We start from the raw sequence: 23165 nt of genomic DNA, 5'->3' as shown, positions 1-23165 counted from the left end.
GTGGGAGCGTGAGAATCGCACTGGTTGCCGAACAGTTCCTCCCCCACGTCAACGGCGTCACGCACTCGGTGATCCGGGTCCTGGAGCACCTGCGCGACCACGGCCACGAGGCCATGGTGATCGCACCCTCCTACGAGAAGACCCTGTTCCTGGGCTCCGTGGACCACGTGGACGGTGTGCGCGTGGAACGCCTGCCGTCGCTGCCGCTCGCGGGCTACCCCGAGGTGCGGGTGGCCAGCTGCACCGTGAACCGCATGCAGCGCATCCTCGCCCGCTTCGCGCCGGACGTGGTGCACGTGGCCTCCCCGTTCATCCTTGGCTGGCAGGGCATCCAGGCGGCCCGCTCCCTGGGCCTGCCGTGCGTGGCCGTCTACCAGACGGACGTCCCCGGGTACGCGGCCCGCTACGGCGCCGCCGTGCTGGAACGGGGCATGTGGTCCCACGTGCGCACCATGCACAACAGCGCCACCCTCACCCTGGCCCCCTCCACCGCCTCGATCGCCTCCCTGCACGAGCACGGGGTGCGGCGGGTGCACATGTGGCGCCGCGGGGTGGACACCACCCGGTTCCACCCCGCGCTGCGGGACGAGGCCTGGCGCGAGCGGGTGGGCGGCGGCCGGCGGCTCGTGGGGTACGTGGGCAGGCTCGCCCCGGAGAAGCAGGTGGCGGACCTCGCGGTGCTGGACTCCCTGCCGGACGCGCGGCTCGTGGTGGTCGGCTCCGGCCCGGAGAAGGCGGCCCTGCGGGAGCTGCTTCCGAGCGCCCACTTCACCGGGTTCCTCGCGGGCACCGAGCTGGCCACCGTCATGGCCTCCCTGGACGTCTTCGTCCACCCCGGCGAGCACGAGACCTTCTGCCAGACCATCCAGGAGGCCATGGCCTGCGCCGTCCCCGTGGTGGCCGTGGGTCGCGGTGGCCCGCTGGACCTCGTGGACGCCTCCCGCAACGGCTGGCTCTACCGCCCCGGAGACACCACCGCGCTGCGCGAGCGGGTGCGGGACCTCGTGGGCGACGACGCCAAGCGCCTCGCCTTCGCCTCCACCGCCCACCGCACGGTGCAGGAGCGCACGTGGGACGCCGTGTGCGGGCAGCTCCTGGAGCACTACGAGCGGGCCCGGCGGATCAACGCCCGGCTCGTGGGCCAGCGCGGCACGGGTGCACGGCTGCACTGAGCACCACCCCGTGGACCGGTGGGCCTCCGGTTAAGTTTTGATGACATTCCCGGGCGGCCCCTGGCCCCCGTCCGGGAATTCTGACTAGGCTCGGCACCGGCTTCACGAGATGCACCTGTGCGCCGGACGTTCCGTCCCGCGCACACCCGGAGCTCCAACTCGGTGCACGCCAACCCTCGGTTCAGGGGTGGATTGGATGACGAAGCGGCCGGACCACACCTGTGGTCCCGGCAAGAAACCGGAAGAACCAGAGGCCACAGACCATGAACAGCACAGCACAGCGCCCCCCGTCCGCCCCGCCGGCGGCCCCCGACTCCCGCGAGCAGTGGGTGGACGTCACCGTCCACGCGGACACCGTCCACCAGTGCGTCCGTCTCACCGAGGCGGACGGCCGTGAGCACCGCTACGCCGCCGACGACGTCCGCGAGGTCGCCCTCGCGGCCCGCCACGCGCGCGGCCGCGGGCAGTGGTGCGCCAAGTACCGCCGCCTCCTCGTCCCGGGCGCGTCCCGTGTGACGGGCGGCATGTCCTTCTACAAGCTCGAGCCGCTCCCGGCCTGAGCCCGACCCGCCCGCCGCGGAACCCGCCCCACGGCGTGGAACCCGGCGCGGCGGCGTGGAACCCGGCGCGGCGTCGTCGTCCCACCCCTGGCACGAAGCGGCCCGGGCCCCCGCCCGCACCCCCCCCGGGGGCGGGGCGGCCCCCAACCCCGCGCGCGGCGCGCGGCCCCCCGGGCGCCCGGGGCGCCGCCCCCGCCCCCCCCCCCCGGGGGGGGCGGGGCCGCTCCACACCCCGGGGAGCGGCTCAGTCCCGCGCGGCCGCGCGGTCCTCGGTGATCAGCTCCGCGGCCCGCTCACCGATCATGTACACGGTGATGTTCGGGTTGACGGTCACGAGCTCCGGCATCACGGAGGCGTCGGCCACGCGCAGCCCGGAGACCCCCTTGACGCGCAGCTGCGGGTCCAGGGGCGAGTCCGCGTCCTCCACCGGGCCCATGCGGCACGAACCCGCCGGGTGGTACACGGTGTTGTGGGTGCGGCGGATGTAGTCCGCGATCTCCTCGTCACTCTGCACGTCCTCCCCCGGGAACAGCTCCCTGCCCGCCCACTCGGACATGCCCGGCTGGGCCACGATCTCGCGGGCCCGGCGGATGCCCGCCGTCATGATCCGCATGTCGTAGCCCTCGGGGTCCGTGAAGTAGCGGGGGTCCACCCGCGGCTTGTCCCGGTAGTCGCGCGTGCGCAGGCGCACGGTGCCGCGGGAGCGGGCGTGGGTCACGTTGGGGGTGAGGCAGAAGGCGTTGTCCGAGGTGGGGTAGCCCTGTCGGTAGGTGTGCATGTCGAAGTTCACGCTGCCGTAGTGCATCATCAGGTCCGGGCGGTCCAGGCCCTCGTCCACCTGGTCGAACACGCCGATCTCCCACCACTGCGTGGAGTCCTCCACCATGGGCTTCTTCGCCTCCCACTGGATCACCGCCTCCGGGTGGTCCTGCAGGTGCGAGCCCACGCCCGGGGAGTCCACCAGCACGTCCACGCCCACCTCGCGCAGGTGCTCGGCGGGACCGATCCCGGAGAGCATCAGCAGCTTGGGGGTGTCGATCGCCCCGGCGGAGACGACCACCTCGCGGCGGGCGGAGATCACGTGCGCCCTGCCGAACGCGTTGTCCGTGACCTCCACACCGGTGGCCCGCCGGTCCGCGTCGAAGAGCACCCGCTTGACCTGGGTGCCCGTGAGGATCGTGAGGTTCTCGCGGTCCTGCGCCGGGTGCAGGTAGCTCACCGAGGAGGACGAGCGCGTGCCGTCCTCCCGGGCGCTGATCTGGAAGAAGCTCGCGCCCCGCGTCACGGTCTTGCCCGTGTTGAAGTCCGCGCGCGGGATCCCCGCCTGCTCCGCCGCCTCCAGCAGGGCGACGCCGCTCGGGTCCGCCGGGGGCACGCTGCGCAGGCGCACGGGCCCGTCGTGGCCGTGGTGGGCGCCCGGGTCCTCGTTGTTCTCCAGCTTCTGGTACAGCCGGAACGCCATCTCGGAGTTCCAGCCGTCCAGACCGTACGTGGACTCCCACTCGTCCAGGTCCTCGGACGGCGCCCAGAACGCGATGCACGAGTTGTGGGACGAGCACCCGCCCAGCACCTTGGCGCGGGCCATGCGCATGAACGAGTTGCCGTTCTCCTGCTCCTCGAGCGGGTAGTCCCAGTCGTGCCCAGACTCCAGCAGCTCCATCCAGCGGTTGAGCTGCAGCACCTCGGGGTAGCCGGCGTCGTGGTCACCGGCCTCGAGCAGGGCCACCGAAACGCTCGGGTCCTCGCTCAGCCGCGCGGCGACCACTGCGCCGGCGGAGCCTGCCCCCACCACCACGTAGTCGTACTCGGCCAGGGTGTTCTTCTCCGTCATGTGTTCTCCCGTCGATCAGGTGTGGCGACGCCGCACGCGTGTCCTCCGCGCCGCGGTGCCCGTGCGGCGTCGTGGGCCGTGCCGTGCGCCGGGACCGGGCCCGGCACGGGGTGCGTCAGTGCTGCGCGAACCATCCGGTCACGGCGGGCCGGATGTTCTGGTAGACGTGCTTGGTCTCCTGGTACTCCCCCAGCCCGTCGTGACCCAGCTCGCGGCCCACGCCGGACTGCTTCATGCCGCCCCACTCCGCCTGGGGCAGGTAGGGGTGGAAGTCGTTGATCCACACGGTGCCGTGGCGCAGCTTCCCCGCCACGCGCTGGGACCTGCCCGCGTCCTGGCTCCACACCGCACCGGCCAGGCCGTAGTACGTGTCGTTGGCGATCGCCACGGCCTCCTCCTCGGTGCGGAAGGTCTCCACGGTCACGGTGGGGCCGAAGGCCTCGTCGTGCACGCAGTCCATGTCCGGGGTGCACCCGTCGATCACCGTGGGCAGGTAGAAGAACCCGTCGGAGAGCTCCAGGGAGCCGTCCGCGGAGGGACCCTCCGCGAAGCGGCCGCCGCAGCGGATGCGCGCTCCCTGCTCGCGGGCGTGCTCCACGTATGCGTGCACCTTCTCGCGGTGGGCCTCGGAGATCAGCGCACCGGTCTCGGCCTTCTCGTCGAACGGGCCGCCCAGCAGGATGCCCTCCGCCCGCGCGGCGAGGTCGGCGACGAAGCGTTCCGCGATGGACTCCTCCACCACCAGCCGGGCCCCGGCCGAGCAGACCTGCCCCGAGTGCACGAAGGCGGCGTTGAGGGCGTTGTCCAGGGCGGCGTCGTAGTCCGCGTCCGCGAACACCACGTTCGGGTTCTTGCCGCCCAGCTCCAGGGCCACCTTCTTGACGGTGGCCGCCGCCTCACGGGCGATCACGCGGCCGGTCACGAGTCCCCCGGTGAAGGAGACCAGGTCCACGCGCGGGTCCGAGGACAGCGGCGCACCCGCCTCCGCCCCGGCGCCCAGGACCAGGTTGGCCACCCCCGCGGGCAGCTCGAGCTCCTCCAGCACCTGCACCATGAGGATCGCGGTGTGGGGCGTGAGCTCGGCCGGCTTGAGCACGAACGTGTTGCCCGCGGCGAGCGCGGGTGCGATCTTCCACGCCGCCTGCAGCAGGGGGTAGTTCCACGGGGTGATGAGCCCGCACACGCCCACGGGCTCGTGGACCACGCGGCTGACCACGTCCGGGTTCCCCGCGTCCACGACGCGGCCCGCGTCCTGCGCGGCGATCTTGCCGAAGTGCTCGAAGCAGTCCGCGATGTCCGACATGTCCTGGCGGGACTCGTCGATGCGCTTGCCGGTGTCCAGGGACTCGGCCCGGGCGAACTCCTCGGCGCGCTCGCGCAGCCGGGCCGCCACGCGCAGCAGGAAGCTGCCGCGCTCCCCCGCGGGGACGCTCGACCAGCGGCCGTCGTCGAAGGCCACGCGGGCCGCGCCGATCGCGCGTTCGGTGTCCTCGCGGGTGGCCTCGGCGACGACGGCCACCTCGGTGCCGTCCGCGGGGCACGTGATGGTGCGGGTTCCGCCGCGCAGCGCGGGGACCCACTGGCCGTCGATGTACAGGGTGTTGCTCACGATGTCTCCTCCTTGGGTGCGGGGTTCTCTGCCACGGCGCTCAGCTCGGCCGTGGGAAGGCCGATCTGGGTGCTGCCGGGGTGCTCGTGGTTCAGCCGGATGAACTCCAGGTGGCGCTCGTAGCAGTCGAGCGCGTCGTTGATGAGCTGCTCGGACGTGTACCCCAGCACGTCGTAGCCCAGCGAGCCGGTGGCCGTGAAGACCTCCAGCCGGAAGTACCGGTCCGAGTCCGGGTTGGTGCGGAAGCCGCCGAAGCCGGGGGTGGGGAACGCCACCGGGTGGATGCGGTACAGGAAGTCGCGCTCGGGCGCGAGGTCCACGTGCAGGCTGGTCTGCTGCAGCCCGGGGCCCTCCGCGACAGGCGTGGTCTCCACGACGACCGCCACCCCGGACCCGCGGATCTCCGCCGCCAAGGTCTCCAGTGCCGGCGCCGCCACGTCCTTCACGTAGCGCTGCGCGGCGCGCGGCCCCGGGTACGCGCCCAGGCGGGAGAGCCGCGAGCGCCAGTGCGTGTCCCGGCCGGTGCGGCCCGCCACGGCGGAACGGCTGGCCACCGCGCCGGAGGCCGCGGTGCTGACCTCCACCCGCAGCGCCCGCCACAGTCCCACCATGATGAGGTACATGACCACCGAGAACGGCAGACCCATGATGAGCGTGGCGTTCTGCAGCGTGGTCACGCCGCCCACCAGGAGCATGGCCAGGGTCAGCACGCCCGTGCTCACCGCCCAGAACACCCGAAGCCACTTGGGGCCGTCCTGGTTGGGGTCGTCGATCCTGGCGGTGAAGTTGCTCATCACCAGGGCCCCGGAGTCCGCGGACGTGACGTAGAACAGCAGGCCGGTGAACGTGGCGATCGACGCCGCCACCGTGGCACCGGGGTACTGCTCCAGCAGGGTGTAGAAGGCGCGCTCGGGGGTGTTCACGGCCACGTCCCCGAAGGCAGTGTCCCCGTGGACCACGAGGTCCAGCGCGGAGTTCCCGAAGATCGAGATCCACAGCAGGATGAACGTGAAGGGCACCGTCATGGTCCCCACCACGAACTGGCGCAGGGTGCGCCCCCGGGAGATCCGGGCCAGGAACAGCCCCACGAAGGGCGCCCACGCGATCCACCAGGCCCAGAAGAACAGGGTCCAGGTGCTCATCCACTCCTGGGGCGCCTCGAACGCGAAGGTGTTCAGGGTCATCCCCGGGAAGCTCGCCACGAAGTCCCCGATGTTCATCACGATCGCGTCCAGCAGGAACGCGGTGCGCCCCGCCACCAGCACGTAGAGCATGAGCCCGATGGCCAGGACGATGTTCAGCTCGGACAGCCGGCGGATGCCCTTGTCCACGCCGGACACGCACGAGACCACGGCCATCCCCACGCCCACGGCGATCAGCGCGGACTGCACCGCGAGGGTCTCGGGCACGCCGAACAGGGTCTTGAGACCGTAGTTCAGCTGCACCACCCCGATGCCCAGGGAGGTGGCCACCCCGAAGACGGTGCCCAGCAGCGCGGCGGTGTCCACGGCGTCGCCGGCCACACCGTGGATGCGTCTGCCCAGCAGCGGGTACAGCGCGGAGCGGATGCTCAGGGGCATCCCGAAGCGGTACGCGAAGTACCCGAAGGCCATGCCCATCAGGGCGTACATGGCCCACCCGGTGATGCCGTAGTGGAACAGCGTCCACACCACCGCCTGGCGGGCTGCTCCCAGGTTCTGGCCGTCCCCGGAGGGCGGGGCGAAGTACTGGCTCACCGGCTCCGACACGGAGAAGAACATGAGGTCCACGCCGATGCCCGCCGCGAACAGCATGGCCGTCCACGTGAACATGTTGAACTGCGGCCGGGCGTGGTCCGGTCCCATGCGCACGGCGCCGCCGCGGCTCACGGCCACCGCGACCACGAACACGATCACCAGGGTGGCGGTGAGGATGTAGAACCATCCCAGCCGGGAGGCGACCCACGCCACCACACCTCCGATCACGGCGTCGGCCTGCTGGGGTGCGGCGATGGCCCAGGCGGAGAGCCCCACGATCAGGGCCGCCGCGGAGATCAGCACCCGCCAGTTGACGGGCATCCTCCCGGGTGCCTCCTCCACGGGAGCGGGGTCTGCTGGCCCGGTGCGGGCGGTCGATCCGGCGCGGTCCGGCTGGGTGGTCGAGGATTCGCTCATGTGCGGTTCGTCGCTGGGCCGGACGAGGGCGACCCGGGGTCGAGGCGTCGAGCTGCCACGGGGTGGGCAGTGCAGGCGCTTCCACTGTAGGGACGGCGGCGGCGGGCTCGCAACGCGCCCCCGCCGCCCCGCGTGTCAGCCCAGGAGCTTGGACACCAGAGCCGCGGCGAACTCCTCGGAGACGTCCCCGTAGTTCAGGGAGAAGTCCTCGTCCACGAGCGTGGGCAGCAGCCCGGAGCACAGCACGGCGGCCCGCGCGTAGAGCCCGGGCAGGGCCGCGCCGATGGGCACGGACAGCAGCCGCAGCTCGGGGTCGTAGCTGACCAGCGGCGTGCCGAGGTCCCGTGCGGCCAGGTGCTTGCCCAGCCCTGAGGACACGAAACGGGCGTGGCCCGAGTCCACGTCCTCCGCGGTGCGGTAGACGTAGCGCGTCTTGTGGTGGTGGTTGATCCGGTACAGCCCCGGCTGGTTGCGGTCCTCGGTGGCCTCCCACGTGGCGTCCGCCGGCACGAAGCGCTCGGCCACCCCGTTGTACTGCATCTCGCGCAGGGGCAGGCCCGCCACCACGGTGGACAGGGGCGGGAGGGTGTCCAGCATCACGGGCCCGGCGTCGTAGACCACGTCGCACATGCCGCCGGGCAGGGACCTGCTCAGCGCGTCGAGGTCCACGTCCTGGAGCATGGTGGTTGCGTGGTCCTCCGGGGAGAGCAGCACCGCCTCGCTCCCCTGGGCCGCGGCGGCCCGGGTCACGGCCTCCTCCTGCTCCGCCTTCCACCCACCGGTGAGCAGCACGGAGCCGTCCACCAGCTGGGTCAGCGCCGGGGAGCACACCTGCCAGCGGCGCACCGTCCAGCTCTCGTCCCGGATCACCTCCAGGAAGCCGAGGGCCTGCAGGTGGCCCACGAACCACTCCTCGAACCGCTCCGAGTCCTCGAGCTGGCGGGCCACGATCGACAGGCTCGAACGCTTGCCGCCGCCCAGGAACGTGAGCATGTCCTTGAAGGGCGCCCACGAGCCGGGGTACTCACCCTCGTCCGGGCCGATGAACTGCAGTGCCTCCACGGAACCGGTCTGACCCACCGCGGAGAGCTTGGTGAGCCGGCCCGGGTAGCGCTTGGTGAGCCCGCAGAACTTGCACCGCCCGAACACCCACGGCGCCCTGGCCTTGGGGTCCATGGGGGGCAGGACCACCTTGTGCCGCCCCGTGACCATGCACGAGACGTCCGCGGCGGGGGGCAGCTCGTTGCTGCGCTCCGGGAACATCTGCCCCTCGGCGGACTCCCAGCCCGCCACCTCGGGAACCTCCGGCGCGTCCGTGCCGGAGTCCTCCGGCTCGAAGGCCGCCATGTTGTCGAACGAGCCCTGGACGTACTCCTCGGGCAGCTCGTCCCGGGTGACCGCGGTGACGGGCCACAGGGTCTCCTCGGCCACGTGCACCATCTCGCCCTCGTAGCCCAGCGAGCGCTGGGTGATGTAGTACGAGCTGTCCCGCACACGGAACTCCAGGCGCTGCTTGACGGTGCGCCCGGAGCGCAGCACCAGGGTGTAGTCGTTCGGCTTGAGGTGTCCGTCCTCCTGGGCCAGCTCCGTGGCGCCCAGACTCACCTGGAACGGAGGCACGCGCGGGGCCGTGAGCTTGGTGCTCATGAGCTTGAACGAGTGGGGGTTGCGCCACTCGCACTCCACGGACAGGGGGTCGTCGCTGTCGGAGGTCACGGTGAGCTGGGGCGGGCGCAGCGCGGAGAAGCGCTCCACGTCACCGGGGATCCGCAGCCCGCCGGACAGGGTGATGGCGGGCACGAGCCGGGGCACGAGCGCGGAGAAGTTGTCGTTGACGGTCAGCGCCGGGTCCCCGGCGCGCAGCACCTGGACGTCGTCGAAGAGCACCCAGCCCTCGGCCACGCCGTTCTCCCCCGGGCCCACCACCCGGTAGTCCGGGGAGGCGGAGTCGTCCAGGATGGCCCGGACCTGGTCCACCCACTCCGGCTCGTCGCGGACCATGATGCGGCAGGGCCACGCGGCGGGCACGTGGTCCACGGACAGGAACGTGTCCGAGTAGGCGTCCTTGGCGAAGACCACCACCGGGCGCGGGTTGCGGGTGAGGCTCAGCTCCCCCACGGTGACGGTGAGCTGGCCGCTGAGCAGCGTCTCGCTGGTCATCCGGGCGGCGTACGCGGAGATCCCCAGGAAGGCGTCCCCGATGTAGTTCAGGAACATGGTCCGCGGCCCGGCGGTGGTCGCGAGGTCCACCTCGCGCCCGGGCACCAGGCGCTTGGGCACCACGAACCCCAGCTCGTACACGGGGTTGCCCACGTAGTCCGTGCCGTCCGTGAGGGACAGCCCGGGGCTGCGCGAGCCCAGGTGGCGGGAGCCGCGGGGGGCGGGGACGGCGTCGTCGTCCGGCGCGGACTCCCAGGCGTCCAGCTGGGCCAGCGCCACCTGCAGCGCGGGGTCCCGGGTGAGCGGGTTGGACCAGATGCTGCGCATGGACTTGGACACGTCCGTGTCCGCGATGTCGAGCCAGAAGTCCACGTAGATGCCGAGCTCCTGCGCGCTCATCCCCTGGGCGGTGGTCAGCTCCAGGTCCTCGAACAGCTGGTGGAGCTGGCGCAGCTCGGACGGGCCGAACAGGGTCTGGGACAGCGCGAGCCCCACGGGCCGGTGGTTCACGGCGTAGGCGGAGGGCAGGCCCAGCTGGCCGTCGAAGGCCTCGAGCCAGTAGCGCAGCGCGTCCCAGTACGTCTCGGTGTCCTTGCGCACCGCGGCCTCCAGGGCCTTGACGTTCTCCTGCCCCGCCTGCAGCAGCACGGCCAGGGGCAGGTAGAACGTGGACACGGACTTCTTGCCCGTGCGCGCGGCGAGCGCGGACATGTGCCGCCCCGCCAGGGAGAGCAGCGCCAGCAGCGCCACGATGGGCGGCGGACCGATCTTCGTGAGGTCCTCGAGCTGGCGCCGGGACATCCGGTACCAGACCTCGGTGAGCTTGTTGAAGGCGTCGAACACCGAGCGCCGTGAGCCGTCGGTGACGAGCAGCGGGGTCACGGAGTCCGCGAGCGCCCGCAGGGTGGACGGCCCGTCCAGGCCGAACTCCGCGCCGATCTGCTCGAGCATCTTCTCGTCCAGGTCCAGCTGGACCAGCTCACCCGCCGCACGGGGGCCGAAGAAGGCACGGGCCACGGCGTCGTTCCACCGCAGGTACTCGACCTCCCGGGGTCCGGATGCAATCGCGTGGTCTCCCGTGTGGAAACCGGCAGCGTCAGCCACAAATCCTCCGTCTGCGCCGCGGGGCGCTCTTGGTCGTCACAGTCCGCTCCCGAGTATAAGTTCCCGCGCGCGGCTCCCCGGCGCGCCCTCCGCCCTGGCGGGGCGCCCCGGTGTCACCGCCCGCCCCGCTGGTGCGCTCCCGCCGGGCGCCCGTCGCACGACGACGCCGCACGCCCGGCCCCCGCGCGTCCGGCCCGTTCCCGTGTCCGCACCGGACGGTACCGTGGACGCCATGGATGGTGCTGCGCAGTTCACGGATGCCCGCGTGCCGGGAGCGGAGCGGGACTGGCGCAGCGAGCTCTCCCGGATCGTGCCCGGCGCGGACGGCGGCCGCGTGGTCGCGGACCCGGACTCCGGACCCGCCGTGGCCCTGGAGATGGACCTGGCCCGGGTGCAGAACCGCTCCCCGCGGGCGTGGCAGACGTCACCCGAGGAGACGCCCCTGACCCTCACCGCGCGGCCGGTGCTGCGCGGGCGGCGCGGCTGGGTGCACACCGGGATCGACTGGGGGAACCTGGCCTCCCACGCCCGGGCCGGGGTCCTGGGGCCCGAGCAGCTGGACTGGTTCGAGGAGCTGCGGGCGCTGTCCGAGTCCCACCGCGGCAGCTACGCGGCGGACCGCCACCAGCTGCACATGGAGCGCTACACCTCCCCCCTGCTGTGGCCCATCCTGGCCCGGGCCGAGGGCCTGGGCATCCCCGTGGTCTCCCGGGGCACAGGGGCCCCCGTGGTCCTGGACCGGGACGGGCGCTTCGAAGTGCGCGTGGAGTCCGGGGACGGCGGCGAGCTCTCCCTGCGTCCGCAGCTGATCGTGGGCGAGCAGGAGATCCCGCTGCGCTGGGCCCGGATCATCGGCGAGCCCGGTCACGGGCTGTTCCACCCGGAGGCCACCCCCCAGGAGCTGGCCGCCGCGGAGGACCTCAACCGCTTCCCCCTGCACCTCGTGGTGCTCGGGACCCGGCTGAACCAGCAGCAGCGGTCGTTCCTGGACCGGGCCGAGTCCCTCACCGTGCCGCGGGACGGGGTCGAGGAGTTCTTCGAGACCTACTTCCCGCGCCTGCACCAGAGCATGCGCGTGACCGCCCAGGAGGAGTCCCTGGTGCTGCCGCAGGTGGCGGATCCCGAGTTCGTGCTCACGGTCCACCACGACGACCTCACCGAGCGCGTCGAGTGGGAGTGGGAGTACCAGAAGGGCCGGGAGCGCGTGCGGCTGCCGTTCCGGCCGCTGGACCCGCTGGGGGACGAACCCGTGGCCCGCGAGGCCCGCTGGGAGTCCTCCATGGTCCAGGCCGTGCACCGCAGGGTCCCGGAGCTGGACTTCAGGCGCAGCTCCTACGCCGCCCAGGACGCCCTCACGCTGCTGCGCACCTGGCTGCCGCAGCTGCGCCGGATCCCGGACCTGCGGATCGAGGAGACCGGCGGAACCCCCGTGTACCGGGAGGTCACCGAACCCACCGAGATCACGGTCTCCACCGCCCCCACGGAGCACCACGACTGGTTCGGGCTCGGGGTGACCGTGAGGGTGGGTGAGCACTACCTCCCGTTCTCCGAGATCTTCCAGGCCCTGGACCGGGGCCAGGACGTGATGCTGCTGCGGGACGGCTCCTACTTCTCCCTGGACCGGCCGGAGTTCACCCGGCTGCGCACCCTGATCGCCGAGGCCCGCACCCTGCAGGAGGACCGCAGCGCCCCGCTCGCACTGAACCGCTACCAGACGAGCCTGTGGGAGCAGTTCGAGGACATTGCCACGGACACGCACCAGGCCGAGCGCTGGCGGGAGGGCGTGCGTGCGCTCGCCCACCTGGACGAGGTCCCCTCTCCCCCGGCGCCCGAGACCCTGCGGGCCACGCTTCGCCCCTACCAGTACGAGGGCTACCGCTGGCTCTGCTTCCTGTGGGAGCATGAGCTCGGCGGGGTGCTCGCGGACGACATGGGCCTGGGCAAGACCGTGCAGACCATCGCCGCGATGCTGCGGTCCGTCTCCCGGGACCCGCAGCTGCCGCCCTTCCTGGTGGTGGCGCCCACCTCCGTGGTGGCCAACTGGTCTGCGGAGCTGCGCCGCTTCGCGCCGTCGCTGCCGGCCACCGTGCTGCGCACCACCAGGGACTCCGTGGCCGCGGCCGCCGCCTCGTCCCGCGTGGTGCTGACCTCCTACGCCCTGCTGCGCCTGGACGCGGACGCCTACCGGGACGTGGAGTGGGCCGGCGTGGTGATGGACGAGGCGCAGTTCGTGAAGAACCCCCGCACCAAGGCGTACCGCGCGGTGAAGAACCTGCGGGCCCGCACCCGCCTGGCGATCACGGGCACCCCCATGGAGAACAGCCTCTCGGAGCTGTGGTCCCTGCTGTCCCTCACCGCCCCGGGTCTCTTCCCCTCCCGCAAACGCTTCACGGAGCACTACCAGCGACCCATCGAGCGAGCCATGGACCCGGAGGCGCTGGCCCGGCTGCGCGCCCGGATGAAGCCGTTCATGCTGCGCCGCACGAAGGCGGACGTGGACCTGCAGCTGCCCCCCAAGCTCGAGCACGTGCTGCCCGTGGAGCTGAACCCCGAACACCGCAGCGCCTACGACCGCCGGCTGCAGCGCGAGCGGGCCAAGATCCTGGGGCTGCTGCGGGACTTCGACAGGAACCGCTTCACCATCTTCCAGTCGCTGACCACCCTGCGGATGCTCGCCCTGGACCCCGCCCTGGCGGACCCGGAGTCCACCGTGCCCTCCTCCAAGCTGGACGTGCTCTTCGAGCAGCTCCCCCAGCTGCTGCAGGAGGGCCACCGGCCCCTGGTCTTCAGCCAGTTCACGAGCTTCCTCAAGATCGTGGCCCGGCGCCTGGACGAGGCCGGGATCGCCTACAGCTACCTGGACGGCGGCACCCGCGACCGTGAGGCCGCCCTGGACCGGTTCCGCGGCGGGGACGCCCCCGTGTTCCTGGTGAGCCTCAAGGCGGGCGGCTTCGGGATCAACCTCACCGAGGCCGACTACTGCTTCCTGCTGGACCCCTGGTGGAACCCCGCTGCGGAGAACCAGGCGGTGGACCGCACCCACCGGATCGGGCAGACCCGCAAGGTCATGGTCTACCGCATGGTCGCCGAGAACACGATCGAGGAGAAGGTCATGGAGCTCAAGGCCCGCAAGGCGGACCTGTTCTCCGCGGTGCTCGACGACGAGCGCGTGTTCTCCGCCGCCCTCGACGCGGACGACATCCGCTCCCTCGTGGGCCTGTGACCCGCCTCCCACCGCGGACCCGTGCATTCGGCCTCCCGAAATCACGGTTCGCCCCGGCTCCGTAGGATCGCGTGTCATGCCAGCGCACAGCACCGACACCCCCGCCACCACACCGCACACCGACCCCACGCCCGCCCAGATCCGGCGCTGGCGGCACTACCTCGCGGACGAGCTCGCCGAGGCCGCCACCTACGAGCACCTGGCCCGCCACAGCTCCGGACGCCACGCGGAGATCCTGCACCGCGTGGCCGAGGGAGAGGGCCGCCACGCCGAGCACTGGCGCCGGCTGCTGGGCCCCCACGCCGAACGCACGGCACGTCCCGCGCTGCGGGCGAGAGTCCTCATGTTCCTGGCCAAGCACGTGGGCTCCGTGTTCGTCCTCGCCCTGCTCCAGCGCGCCGAGTCACGCTCCCCCTACCGCGAGGACCCGGACGCCACCGCCGCCATGGCCGCGGACGAGGCGGTGCACGAGGAGATCATCCGCGCCCTCGCCACGGACGGGCGCACCCGGCTCTCCGGCAACTTCCGGGCAGCGGTCTTCGGCGCCAACGACGGCCTCGTGTCCAACCTGGCCCTGGTGATGGGGGTGGGCGCCACCGGCACGGCGAGCTCCATGGTGCTGTTCTCCGGCGTCGCCGGGCTGCTCGCCGGGGCGCTGTCCATGGGTGCCGGCGAGTTCGTCTCGGTGCGCTCGCAGCGTGAGCTCCTGGACGCCTCGCAGCCCACCCAGGTGACCCTGCAGGTGGCGCCGTCCCTGGATCTCGACGCGAACGAGCTGACGCTGATATACCGCGCCCGCGGCATGAGCGAGGAGGCCGCCGAGCACCGCGCCGCCGAGCGGCTGGGATACCACGACTGCGACTGCGACCCGTCCCTGTCCTTCCAGGACGAGAAGGCCCGCCGTGCCCTGGCGTCCGACGCCGCCGGGGACACCCCCGTGGACGGGGGCCACGAGGCGCTGGGCACGGACCTGGGCGCGGCGGCGTCGAGCTTCTGCTTCTTCGCCTCTGGTGCGATCATCCCGATCCTGCCCTACCTCTTCGGGCTCGGGGGTGGCACGGCACTGCTCGTGGGAATGCTGCTGGTGGGGGCCGCGCTGCTGGTCACGGGCGGTTTCGTGGGTCTGCTCTCCGGGGCCTCCCCCCTGAAGCGCGGACTGCGCCAGCTGGCGATCGGCTACGGCGCCGCGATCGCCACCTACCTGCTGGGGCTCGCGTTCAACACCGGCGTGGCGTGAGGACGGGCGCCCGAATACGACACTCGGACTTGTCCCCTCTAGCGCCCACAGGTCGATGAGGCTCTCTCGGGACAGTCGCTCATTCACTTTCGGCAATTCCTGAAATGTCCCGGGAAATCAGCATCTGCACTGGTCAACGGCATGTTTTGTGACGCCTTTCCCTGCAGTTGCGGCAGTGCCGCCGTGGGCCGCTTGGTGAAAGCGCCGCTGCATGAGTTCGCACGCTCTCCGAGACAACTGAGAAATTCCGATATTCTTGAGGGGTGGTTCACAGAACCACAGCAACGGGAGACTTCGCACAGGAAAACCGCCGCTCCTGCACTGGGGGGTGCACTGCGGCAGGTGCTGTGCGTCGGTAGCCGCTCAGCCCACGGCTTGATCCCGTTGAGGCGTTATCGCCTGCCGGTGGCCGCTGGTTCTCTTGCAGAGGCGCACCTCTCCCCGCGCCGGACGGGCTCCTACCGTCCGCTCACGCGGCCACCGGTCGATAACGCCCCGTGCTGGGCCCGGTACCCGCCGATGCAGCCCGCGCCACCTCCGCAGAGCCGGTAAAATCGGTCCGGCCCACGGCCGATCCGCGCAAGCGCGCCGCCCGGCCCCGATCCGACCCACCACCCCAGGAGCCCCCCGTCATGCCGGCCCAGCAGTCCATGCCCGATGAGCACGTCCTCACCGTCCACTGCCCCGAGGCCTACGGTCTCGTGAGCGCGGTGGCCTCCAACCTCACGGCCCAGGGCTGCGACATCTTCGACGTCAAGCACTTCTCGGACCGGCACGACGACCAGTTCTTCATGCGCTGCCACACCATCAGTGCTCCCGGAACCGTCAGCACCGAATCGCTCGTCGCGGGTTTCCGCCCGGTTGCCGAGGAGCACGGCATGAGCTTCCGGCTGGTGGACGCCCGGAAGAAGACCCGTGTGCTGGTGATGGTCTCCAGGATCTCCCACTGCCTCGCGGACCTGCTGCACCGCGCCCACACGGGATCGCTGCCCGTGGAGATCGTGGCAGTGGTCTCCAACCACCCGGACCTGCAGCCCCTCGTGGACTTCTACGGCGTGCCGTTCCACCACGTCCCGGTGACCCGGGAGACCAAGCGACAGGCGGAGGCCGAGCTGCTGGAGCTCGTCTCCGCGTACGACGTGGAGCTCGTGGTCCTGGCCCGCTACATGCAGATCCTCTCGGACGAGCTCACCCGGGAGCTGACCGGGCGGTGCATCAACATCCACCACTCGTTCCTGCCCTCCTTCAAGGGGGCCAAGCCCTACCACCAGGCGTACGAGCGCGGGGTGAAGATGGTCGGTGCCACCGCCCACTACGTCACCCCCGAGCTGGACGAGGGCCCCATCATCGCGCAGCGCGTGATCCCCGTGGACCACGCCCACACTCCCGAGGACCTCGTCTCCGCGGGCGCTGACGCCGAGTCCCAGGCGCTCTTCCGGGCCGTGAAGTGGCACGCCGAGGGGCGCGTGGTCGTCTCCGGCAACCGCACCATCGTCCTGGCCTGACCCGGGGGCCGCGGCGCACGGTCCCGGGAACAGAACGACGCCGCTCCCCCACCGAGGTGGGCGAGCGGCGTCGTGGTGTGCGCGGCCCCGGCGAACCGGGAACGGGTCACTTGGCGGAGAAGATCTCCCGCATCAGCTGCGCGGTCTCCGAGGGGGTCTTGCCGACCTTCACCCCGGCGGCCTCGAGGGCCTCCTTCTTGGCCTGTGCCGTTCCGGAGGAGCCGGAGACGATGGCACCGGCGTGGCCCATGGTCTTGCCCTCCGGGGCGGTGAAGCCGGCCACGTAGCCCACCACGGGCTTGGTGACGTTGGCCTTGATGAAGTCTGCGGCGCGCTCCTCGGCGTCGCCGCCGATCTCACCGATCATCACGATGGCCTCGGTCTCGGGGTCCGCCTCGAACGCCTCGAGGGCGTCGATGTGGGTGGTCCCGATCACGGGGTCGCCGCCGATGCCGATGGCCGTCGTGAAGCCCAGGTCACGCAGCTCGTACATCATCTGGTAGGTCAGGGTGCCGGACTTGGAGACCAGGCCCAGCTTGCCCTTGCCCGTGATGTTCGCGGGGGTGATGCCCAGCAGGGACTCCTCGGGGGAGATGATGCCGGGGCAGTTGGGGCCGATGATCCGCGTCTTGGGCTTGCCGTCAGCACCGGTGTTGGCCTGCGAGTGGGCCCAGAACTCGGCGGAGTCCTGCACCGGGATGCCCTCGGTGATCACGACCACCAGCGGGATCTCGGCGTCGATGGCCTCGATCACGGCATCCTTGCAGAAGGCCGGCGGCACGAAGACGATCGACGCGTTTGCGCCGGTCTCCTTCATGGCCTCGCTCACGGAGCCGTAGACCGGCAGCTCGACAGCGTTACCGTCCTTGTCCTGGTGGCTCACCGTGGTCCCGGCCTTGCGGGCGTTCACGCCGCCCAGCACCTGGGTGCCGGCCGCGAGCATGCGCGCGGTGTGCTTGGTGCCCTCGCCGCCGGTGATGCCCTGAACGATGACCTTGGAGTCCTTGTTCAAAAAGATCGACATGTCTTCTTCCTGGTAGATCTGTTCGTGGGCGCTTACTTGGCGGAGTGGGCGAGCTCGGCGGCCTTGTCGGCGCCGGCGTCCATGGTGTCCGCGGAGGTGATCAGCGGGTGGTTGGCCTCGCGGAGGATCGCGCGGCCCTCGTCCACGTTGTTGCCGTCCAGGCGCACCACGATGGGCTTGGTGGCGGAGTCGCCGAGGATCTCCAGCGCCTTGACGATGCCGTTGGCCACGGCGTCGCACGCGGTGATCCCGCCGAAGACGTTCACGAACACGGACTTGACCTGCGGGTCCCCCAGGATGACGTCCAGGCCGTTGGCCATGACCTCGGCGGAGGCGCCGCCCCCGATGTCCAGGAAGTTCGCGGGCTTCACGTTGCCGTGCTTCTCGCCGGCGTAGGCCACCACGTCCAGGGTGGACATGACCAGGCCCGCACCGTTGCCGATGATCCCCACTTCGCCGTCGAGCTTGACGTAGTTGAGGTCGTTCTCCTTGGCCTTCTCCTCCAGCGGATCCGCGGAGGTCTTGTCGGCCAGCTCGGCGTGCTCCGGGTGGCGGAACTCGGCGTTGTCGTCCAGGGAGACCTTGCCGTCCAGGGCGAGGATCTGGCCGTCGCCGGTCTTCACCAGCGGGTTGACCTCCACCAGGGTGGCGTCCTCCTTGGTGTAGACCTCACCGAGCTTCACCAGCACGGGGACGACCTTCTCGGCGGTCTCGGCGTCGAACCTGGCCTGCGCCACGATCTCGCGGGCCTTCTCCTCGGTGATGCCCTCGGCGGGGTTCACGTCCACGCGCGCCAGCGCGTCCGGGCGCTCCACGGCGAGCTGCTCGATCTCCATGCCGCCCTCCACCGAGCACATGGCCAGGTAGGAGCGGTTCGCGCGGTCCAGCAGGACCGAGAAGTAGTACTCCTCGGCGATGTCCGCACCCTGGGCGATCATCACGCGGTGCACGGTGTGGCCCTTGATGTCCATCCCCAGGATCTGCTGGGCGTACTGGAACGCCTCGTCCGGGTTCTTGGCAACCTTGACGCCGCCGGCCTTGCCGCGGCCGCCCACCTTGACCTGGGCCTTGACGACGGTCACGCCGCCGATCTTCTCGGCCGCTGCCTTGGCTTCTTCTGGGGTAGTGGCGACGATGCCGGCCAGCACGGGAACACCGTGCTTCTCGAACAGGTCGCGTGCCTGGTACTCAAACAGGTCCACGGATAAGTGTCCTTTGCGTCGAGGTGTGTCGTCCCGAACCGGGAACCCCCGGCTGGTGCGACCTGGTGTGGGGGGATGCGGCGCAGCGTCGCGCTCGCAGTGCCCTCACGGCGATTTTAGTCCATGGGGACGCGATTCGCCGTACCTGCACCGGACGCCCGGGGGCGGCGGAGGGTTCTCCGCCCGGTGCCCGTCCCTGGTTGACTGGGTCCATGCGACGCATCGACCTGCCGGAGATCTGGGACGCCCGTCACGCGGACCGTGGGTTCATGGCCTCGCTCGCCACGTTCTCGTTCGTGGCGCTCGGGTTCGAGCTGGTGGTGGCCGGCACGGTCCTCACGTACACGGGTGCGGCCCCCGCCCTCTACCCCCTGGGGTGGCAGTGCGTCGCGTGGGTCGCCCTGGGCGCCCTGTGGCTGCTCGTGGCCCGCGGTCTCGTGGCCTGGTCCCGACGCCGAGGCCTGGACCCCCTGCCCGCGGACCTGCTCCCCCCGGACTCCTCCGGCCCCGCGGCTGATTCCGCGGTTCCGGCTGACCCCGCGGCCGCGGCGGACGACGCCGCCCTCGACCACCGCGCGTGGCGTGCGGTGCTGCTGTGCTTCGCCGCAGCGGTGGTGGCGGCGGTCGCGCTGCCCGCCCTGCTGGGGGTGCCGGGGGGCCCGGCCCCCGTGGAGCTCTACCAGCGGCTGTACGGGGCCTACGGCGGACCCGCGTGGCTCGCGCTGCTGGCCCGGGTGGTCTACCACGTGGGCCGGTGCGTCCTGCTCGCCGGGTTCCTGGCGTACGCGCACCGGGCGGTGCTGGGCCTCGTGTCGTTCCGTGGCGCCGGCCTGCTCCCCTGGGGCGGTCTGGTGGCGGGCCTCGTGATGGGCGTGGTGGCCCTGCTGTCCCGGGGACCCGCCGTGGCGCTGACCACCGCCGTGGCCTACGTTCTGCTCGGTGTGATCCACGTGCGCGGCCGCGAGTCGCTGCGGGTCACCGCCCCGTTCACCGTGCTGGTGCTCGCGCTGCTCTGAGGGCAGTCACCGGAGAGCCCGGCCCGCCCGCTCAGGACACCCTGGTCATGGGGGCGTAGCGCAGCAGCAGCCGCTTCTCCTCCGCCCCGAAGCGCACCTTGGCCACGGTCTTGTCCCCGCTGCCCTCCAGGGACACCACGGAGCCGCGCCCGAAGGCCTTGTGCTCCACGGTGTCTCCCACGCTCAGCGAGGGGATCTCCCTGTTGGGCTCCACCCGGCCCGTCGAGGTCGGGGGCAGTCTGCGGAACGTGGCCCCGGAACCGGCCCCTGCACCCCAGGACGAGCCGCGGGAGGAGTCCCTGGAGTCGAAGCCGGCGTGGACGGGTGAGCCCCATCCCCCGGCGGCGGGAGCGCCCTCGCGCTTCCAGTCGATGAGGCGCGCCGGGATCTCGTCCAGGAACGGGCTCGCCGGGTTGAACTGGGACTGGCCCCACATGGACCGGGACTCCGCCCGGGTGATGTAGAGCCGCTCCCGGGCGCGGGTGATCCCCACGTACGCCAGGCGCCGTTCCTCCTCCATGCTCGAGGGGTCCGCGAAGCTGCGCTGGTGCGGGAAGATGCCGTGCTCCATGCCCGTGAGGAACACCACGGGGAACTCCAGTCCCTTGGCGGTGTGCAGCGTCATGAGGGTCACCACGCCCTGGGAGCGGGCCTCCTCGACCTCTTCTGCGATCTGCTGGGCGCTCGCCCCGCCCTCCCCCGACTGCTCGGGCCGCGAGGGGATCTGGTCCGCGTCCGCCACGAGGGCCACGTGCTCCAGGAACTGGCCGAGGTCTGCGTCCGGGTGGTCCTTCTCGAACTCGCGCACCACGGCCACGAGCTCCGCCAGGTTCTCCACCCGGGACTCGTCCTGCGGGTCGGTGGACGTGCGCAGGGCCTCCAGGTACCCGGACTGCTCGAGCACGGCCTCCAGCACCGCGGCGACGGACGCGCCGTCCGCCAGCTCGCGCAGGTCGTCCATGAGCTGGGCGAACGTGCGAATCGCGTTCGCGGAGCGGGTGGCCAGGGCGGGGGCCTCGTCCAGGCGGTGCATGGCGTCCCAGAAGGAGATGCCCTCGCGCTCGGCGAGCGCGGCGATCGAGCCCTGCGCCCGGTCCCCGATCCCGCGCTTGGGCTCGTTGACGATGCGGCGGACGGTGATGTCGTCCGCGGGGTTGGCGATCGCCCGGAGGTAGGACATGGCGTCCTTGATCTCCTTGCGCTCGTAGAAGCGGGTTCCCCCCACCACCTTGTAGGGCAGGCCCACGCGCATGAGGATCTCCTCCAGGGAGCGGGACTGCGCGTTGGTGCGGTAGAACACCGCCACGTCCCCGGGGCGCACGCCGTGCTCGTCCTGGAGCCTGTCGATCTCCTCCGCGACGAAGCGGGCCTCCTCGTGCTCGTTCTCGGCGGCGTAGCCCACGATCGGGGCGCCGTCGCCCTCCGCCGTCCACAGCTTCTTGTCTCGGCGGTCCGCGTTCTGGGAGATCACGGCGTTGGCGGCCGAGAGGATGTTCTGGGTGGAGCGGTAGTTCTGCTCCAGCAGGATGGTGCGCGCGGAGGGGTAGTCGCGCTCGAAGTCCGTGATATTGCGGATGTCGGCGCCGCGGAACGCGTAGATGGACTGGTCCGAGTCCCCCACCACGGTCAGTTCCGCCGGGGGCGTCCCTGAGGGGTCGGTGCCCTGCGGTGAGTTCCCGCCCACGAGTTCGCGGACCAGTGCGTACTGGGCGTGGTTGGTGTCCTGGTACTCGTCCACCAGGACGTGGCGGAAGCGGCGGCGGTAGTACTCCAGCACCTGGGGGAAGGCGCGGAACATGTGCACGGTCTCGGCGATGAGGTCGTCGAAGTCCATGGCGTTCGCCGCGCGCAGCCGCTGCGTGTACCCCCGGTAGACCTGGGCCACGGCGGTCTCGAACGGATCCGTGGAGCTCGCACGCGCCAGGCAGGTCTCGTCGTCCACGAGCTCGTTCTTCAGCGCGGAGATCCTGTGCTGGATGGCCTTGGGGGCGAAGCGCTTGGGATCCAGCTCGTGCTGCTTGGCCACCTGCGTGATGAGCCGCAGCGAGTCCGCGGAGTCGTAGATGGAGAAGGCGGTGGACAGCCCCAGGGTCTTGGCCTCGCGCCGCAGGATCCGCACGCACAGGGAGTGGAACGTGGAGATCCACATGCTGCGGGCGGAGTCCCCCACTAGGTCCACGATCCGCTCGCGCATCTCGGCGGCGGCCTTGTTGGTGAAGGTGATGGCCAGGATCTCCCCGCGGGTGGCCCGACCCGTGGCCAGCAGGTACGCGATGCGGTGGGTCAGCACCCGGGTCTTCCCGGACCCCGCTCCCGCGACGATCAGCAGCGGGGACCCCGCGTGCTCCACCGCGGCCCGCTGCGGCTCGTTAAGGCCCGCCACGAGCTGCTCCCGGGAGGTGGCCGCGCTCGAGGCACTGGTGGATTCAGGCGTGGCGCGCACGGAGGTCGCGGAGAGCAGGGGGTTGTCAGAGAGGTAGTCCATGGTGCGCCCAGTGTATCCAGGGCCCCGGACGCGCACACCGGCCTCTCCGCGCCGCGACCTGGACGGTGCCGGGCGGACGCGCCGGTGCCCGGCGGCGTCGTCGCCCCGCCGGCTGGCGGGGAGGGCGAGGGGCCCGGGAGATAATGGGCGCATGGGTATGACCAGAGCGCAGAAGGCCAGGAAGTACGGGGACGCGGGGGCACCCGAGCCCCGCGGGGCCACGAGCGCCCGGGAGACCGTGGTGCGCCCGCCGAGCGTGCACGAGATGCGCGCCGGTGAGCTCGCCGCGGAGCCCACCAAGGGGTCCTCGGCGGGGATCCTGGTGGGCGTCGCGTTCTTCGTGGGCGTGGCCCTGTGGCTGTACTACCACCTGCTCGTGCTGCGCGGCGTCTCCGGGAGCCTGGCGCACGGCGTCACGGCCCCCGACCTGCTGGCGGGCGGGTTCGCCCCGGAGCACCTGGAGCGGTTCGCACGGGCCCTGGGGGCGGACGGGCCGGGCGAGTACTCGGGCGTCCACCTCACCACGGGCCTGTTCACGCCGCTGCTCACGGGTCTGGGCTGGTTGCTCTTCACCGGACTCAACGTGCCGAGCCGTGGCAGGCGGTGGCTCTGCTGGGCAGTGGTCCTCGCGCACACCGTGGTCTTCATCGCGGGCAACGCCGCCCTCGACGCCGCCGTGGCCCGTCCCGGCGACCACGGCCTCGCGGCGCTCGCCTCCGGCCTGGTGGTCGCCCGGTGGGTCCTGCTCGCGGCGCTGGTGCTGATCGCCGTGCTCGTGGCCGTCTCCGTGGTGCGGCGGAAGATGGACGACTTCGCCGAGGGGCGGCTGCCGGGTCAGCGCCCGCGCGGCTGAGGGCCCGGGAGTCGGGGGTCCGGGGGTCCCG

Annotated in this window: 14 protein-coding genes and 1 riboswitch; of the genes, 7 read left to right on the top strand and 7 right to left on the bottom strand. The window is 71.5% G+C overall.

All coding sequences use genetic code 11. The features are described from left to right. The first annotated feature begins 8 nt into the window (after window positions 1-8). A complete protein-coding gene (locus Q4A22_RS07285) occupies window positions 9-1172 on the top strand; it encodes a glycosyltransferase family 1 protein (protein ID WP_303178142.1) in 1164 nt (387 codons plus the stop codon). A gap of 100 nt (window positions 1173-1272) precedes the next feature. After that, window positions 1273-1415, top strand: a riboswitch (SAM riboswitch). Between the two features lie 20 nt (window positions 1416-1435). After that, the gene (locus Q4A22_RS07280; protein ID WP_303178140.1) at window positions 1436-1732 is read left to right on the top strand and encodes a hypothetical protein; all 297 of its coding nucleotides are present in this window, start codon (window positions 1436-1438) and stop codon (window positions 1730-1732) included. A gap of 244 nt (window positions 1733-1976) precedes the next feature. Here the strand turns inward: Q4A22_RS07280 and Q4A22_RS07275 are convergent, their stop codons facing one another. The 4 genes from Q4A22_RS07275 to Q4A22_RS07260 all read right to left on the bottom strand — a co-directional run bounded on the left by Q4A22_RS07275 (window position 1977) and on the right by Q4A22_RS07260 (window position 10589). Further along, window positions 1977-3563, bottom strand: a complete 1587-nt coding sequence (locus Q4A22_RS07275; protein WP_303178139.1) for a GMC family oxidoreductase — start codon at window positions 3561-3563, stop codon at window positions 1977-1979. 115 nt (window positions 3564-3678) lie between these two features. After that, on the bottom strand, window positions 3679-5172 hold the full coding sequence (locus Q4A22_RS07270; protein ID WP_303178138.1) for an aldehyde dehydrogenase family protein: 1494 nt from the start codon (window positions 5170-5172) through the stop codon (window positions 3679-3681). Further along, complete coding sequence (betT, locus tag Q4A22_RS07265) at window positions 5169-7325, bottom strand: choline BCCT transporter BetT (protein WP_303178137.1); 2157 nt, start codon at window positions 7323-7325, stop codon at window positions 5169-5171. The genes Q4A22_RS07270 and betT overlap by 4 nt, the downstream gene beginning before the upstream one ends. A gap of 135 nt (window positions 7326-7460) precedes the next feature. Continuing rightward, window positions 7461-10589: a hypothetical protein gene (locus Q4A22_RS07260; protein ID WP_303178135.1), complete on the bottom strand. Its 3129-nt coding sequence runs from the start codon at window positions 10587-10589 to the stop codon at window positions 7461-7463. Window positions 10590-10821: 232 nt separating this feature from the next. Between Q4A22_RS07260 and Q4A22_RS07255 the strand changes: the two genes are divergently transcribed. From Q4A22_RS07255 to purU, 3 genes are all read left to right on the top strand, one after another. Continuing rightward, window positions 10822-13812, top strand: coding sequence for a DEAD/DEAH box helicase (locus Q4A22_RS07255; RefSeq protein ID WP_303178134.1), 2991 nt, complete (start codon window positions 10822-10824; stop codon window positions 13810-13812). A 76-nt stretch (window positions 13813-13888) separates the two neighbouring features. Beyond that, a complete protein-coding gene (locus tag Q4A22_RS07250; protein ID WP_303178133.1) occupies window positions 13889-15049 on the top strand; it encodes a VIT1/CCC1 family protein in 1161 nt (386 codons plus the stop codon). Window positions 15050-15681: 632 nt separating this feature from the next. Then, window positions 15682-16554, top strand: a complete 873-nt coding sequence (purU, locus tag Q4A22_RS07245; protein ID WP_303178132.1) for a formyltetrahydrofolate deformylase — start codon at window positions 15682-15684, stop codon at window positions 16552-16554. Between the two features lie 106 nt (window positions 16555-16660). On the opposite strand, the gene sucD is transcribed toward purU, so the two are convergent. Together sucD and sucC are read right to left on the bottom strand one after the other, a co-directional pair. Then, window positions 16661-17578, bottom strand: coding sequence for a succinate--CoA ligase subunit alpha (sucD, locus tag Q4A22_RS07240; RefSeq protein WP_303178131.1), 918 nt, complete (start codon window positions 17576-17578; stop codon window positions 16661-16663). A gap of 32 nt (window positions 17579-17610) precedes the next feature. Beyond that, window positions 17611-18780, bottom strand: coding sequence for an ADP-forming succinate--CoA ligase subunit beta (gene sucC, locus Q4A22_RS07235; RefSeq protein ID WP_303178129.1), 1170 nt, complete (start codon window positions 18778-18780; stop codon window positions 17611-17613). Window positions 18781-18992: 212 nt separating this feature from the next. Between sucC and Q4A22_RS07230 the strand changes: the two genes are divergently transcribed. Beyond that, on the top strand, window positions 18993-19796 hold the full coding sequence (locus tag Q4A22_RS07230; protein ID WP_303178128.1) for a hypothetical protein: 804 nt from the start codon (window positions 18993-18995) through the stop codon (window positions 19794-19796). Between the two features lie 31 nt (window positions 19797-19827). On the opposite strand, the gene pcrA is transcribed toward Q4A22_RS07230, so the two are convergent. Continuing rightward, complete coding sequence (gene pcrA, locus Q4A22_RS07225; RefSeq protein WP_303178126.1) at window positions 19828-22281, bottom strand: DNA helicase PcrA; 2454 nt, start codon at window positions 22279-22281, stop codon at window positions 19828-19830. Window positions 22282-22432: 151 nt separating this feature from the next. Here pcrA and Q4A22_RS07220 point away from each other — a divergent pair, with 151 nt between their 5' ends. Next, window positions 22433-23134: a hypothetical protein gene (locus Q4A22_RS07220; protein ID WP_303178125.1), complete on the top strand. Its 702-nt coding sequence runs from the start codon at window positions 22433-22435 to the stop codon at window positions 23132-23134. The last annotated feature ends 31 nt before the right edge of the window (window positions 23135-23165 follow it).

The organism is Kocuria sp., from assembly GCF_030530945.1.
Classification (GTDB): Bacteria; Actinomycetota; Actinomycetes; order Actinomycetales; family Micrococcaceae; genus Kocuria.
The sequence above is the reverse complement of the archived record's forward strand: the minus strand, read 5'-3'. Positions and strand labels throughout refer to the sequence as shown.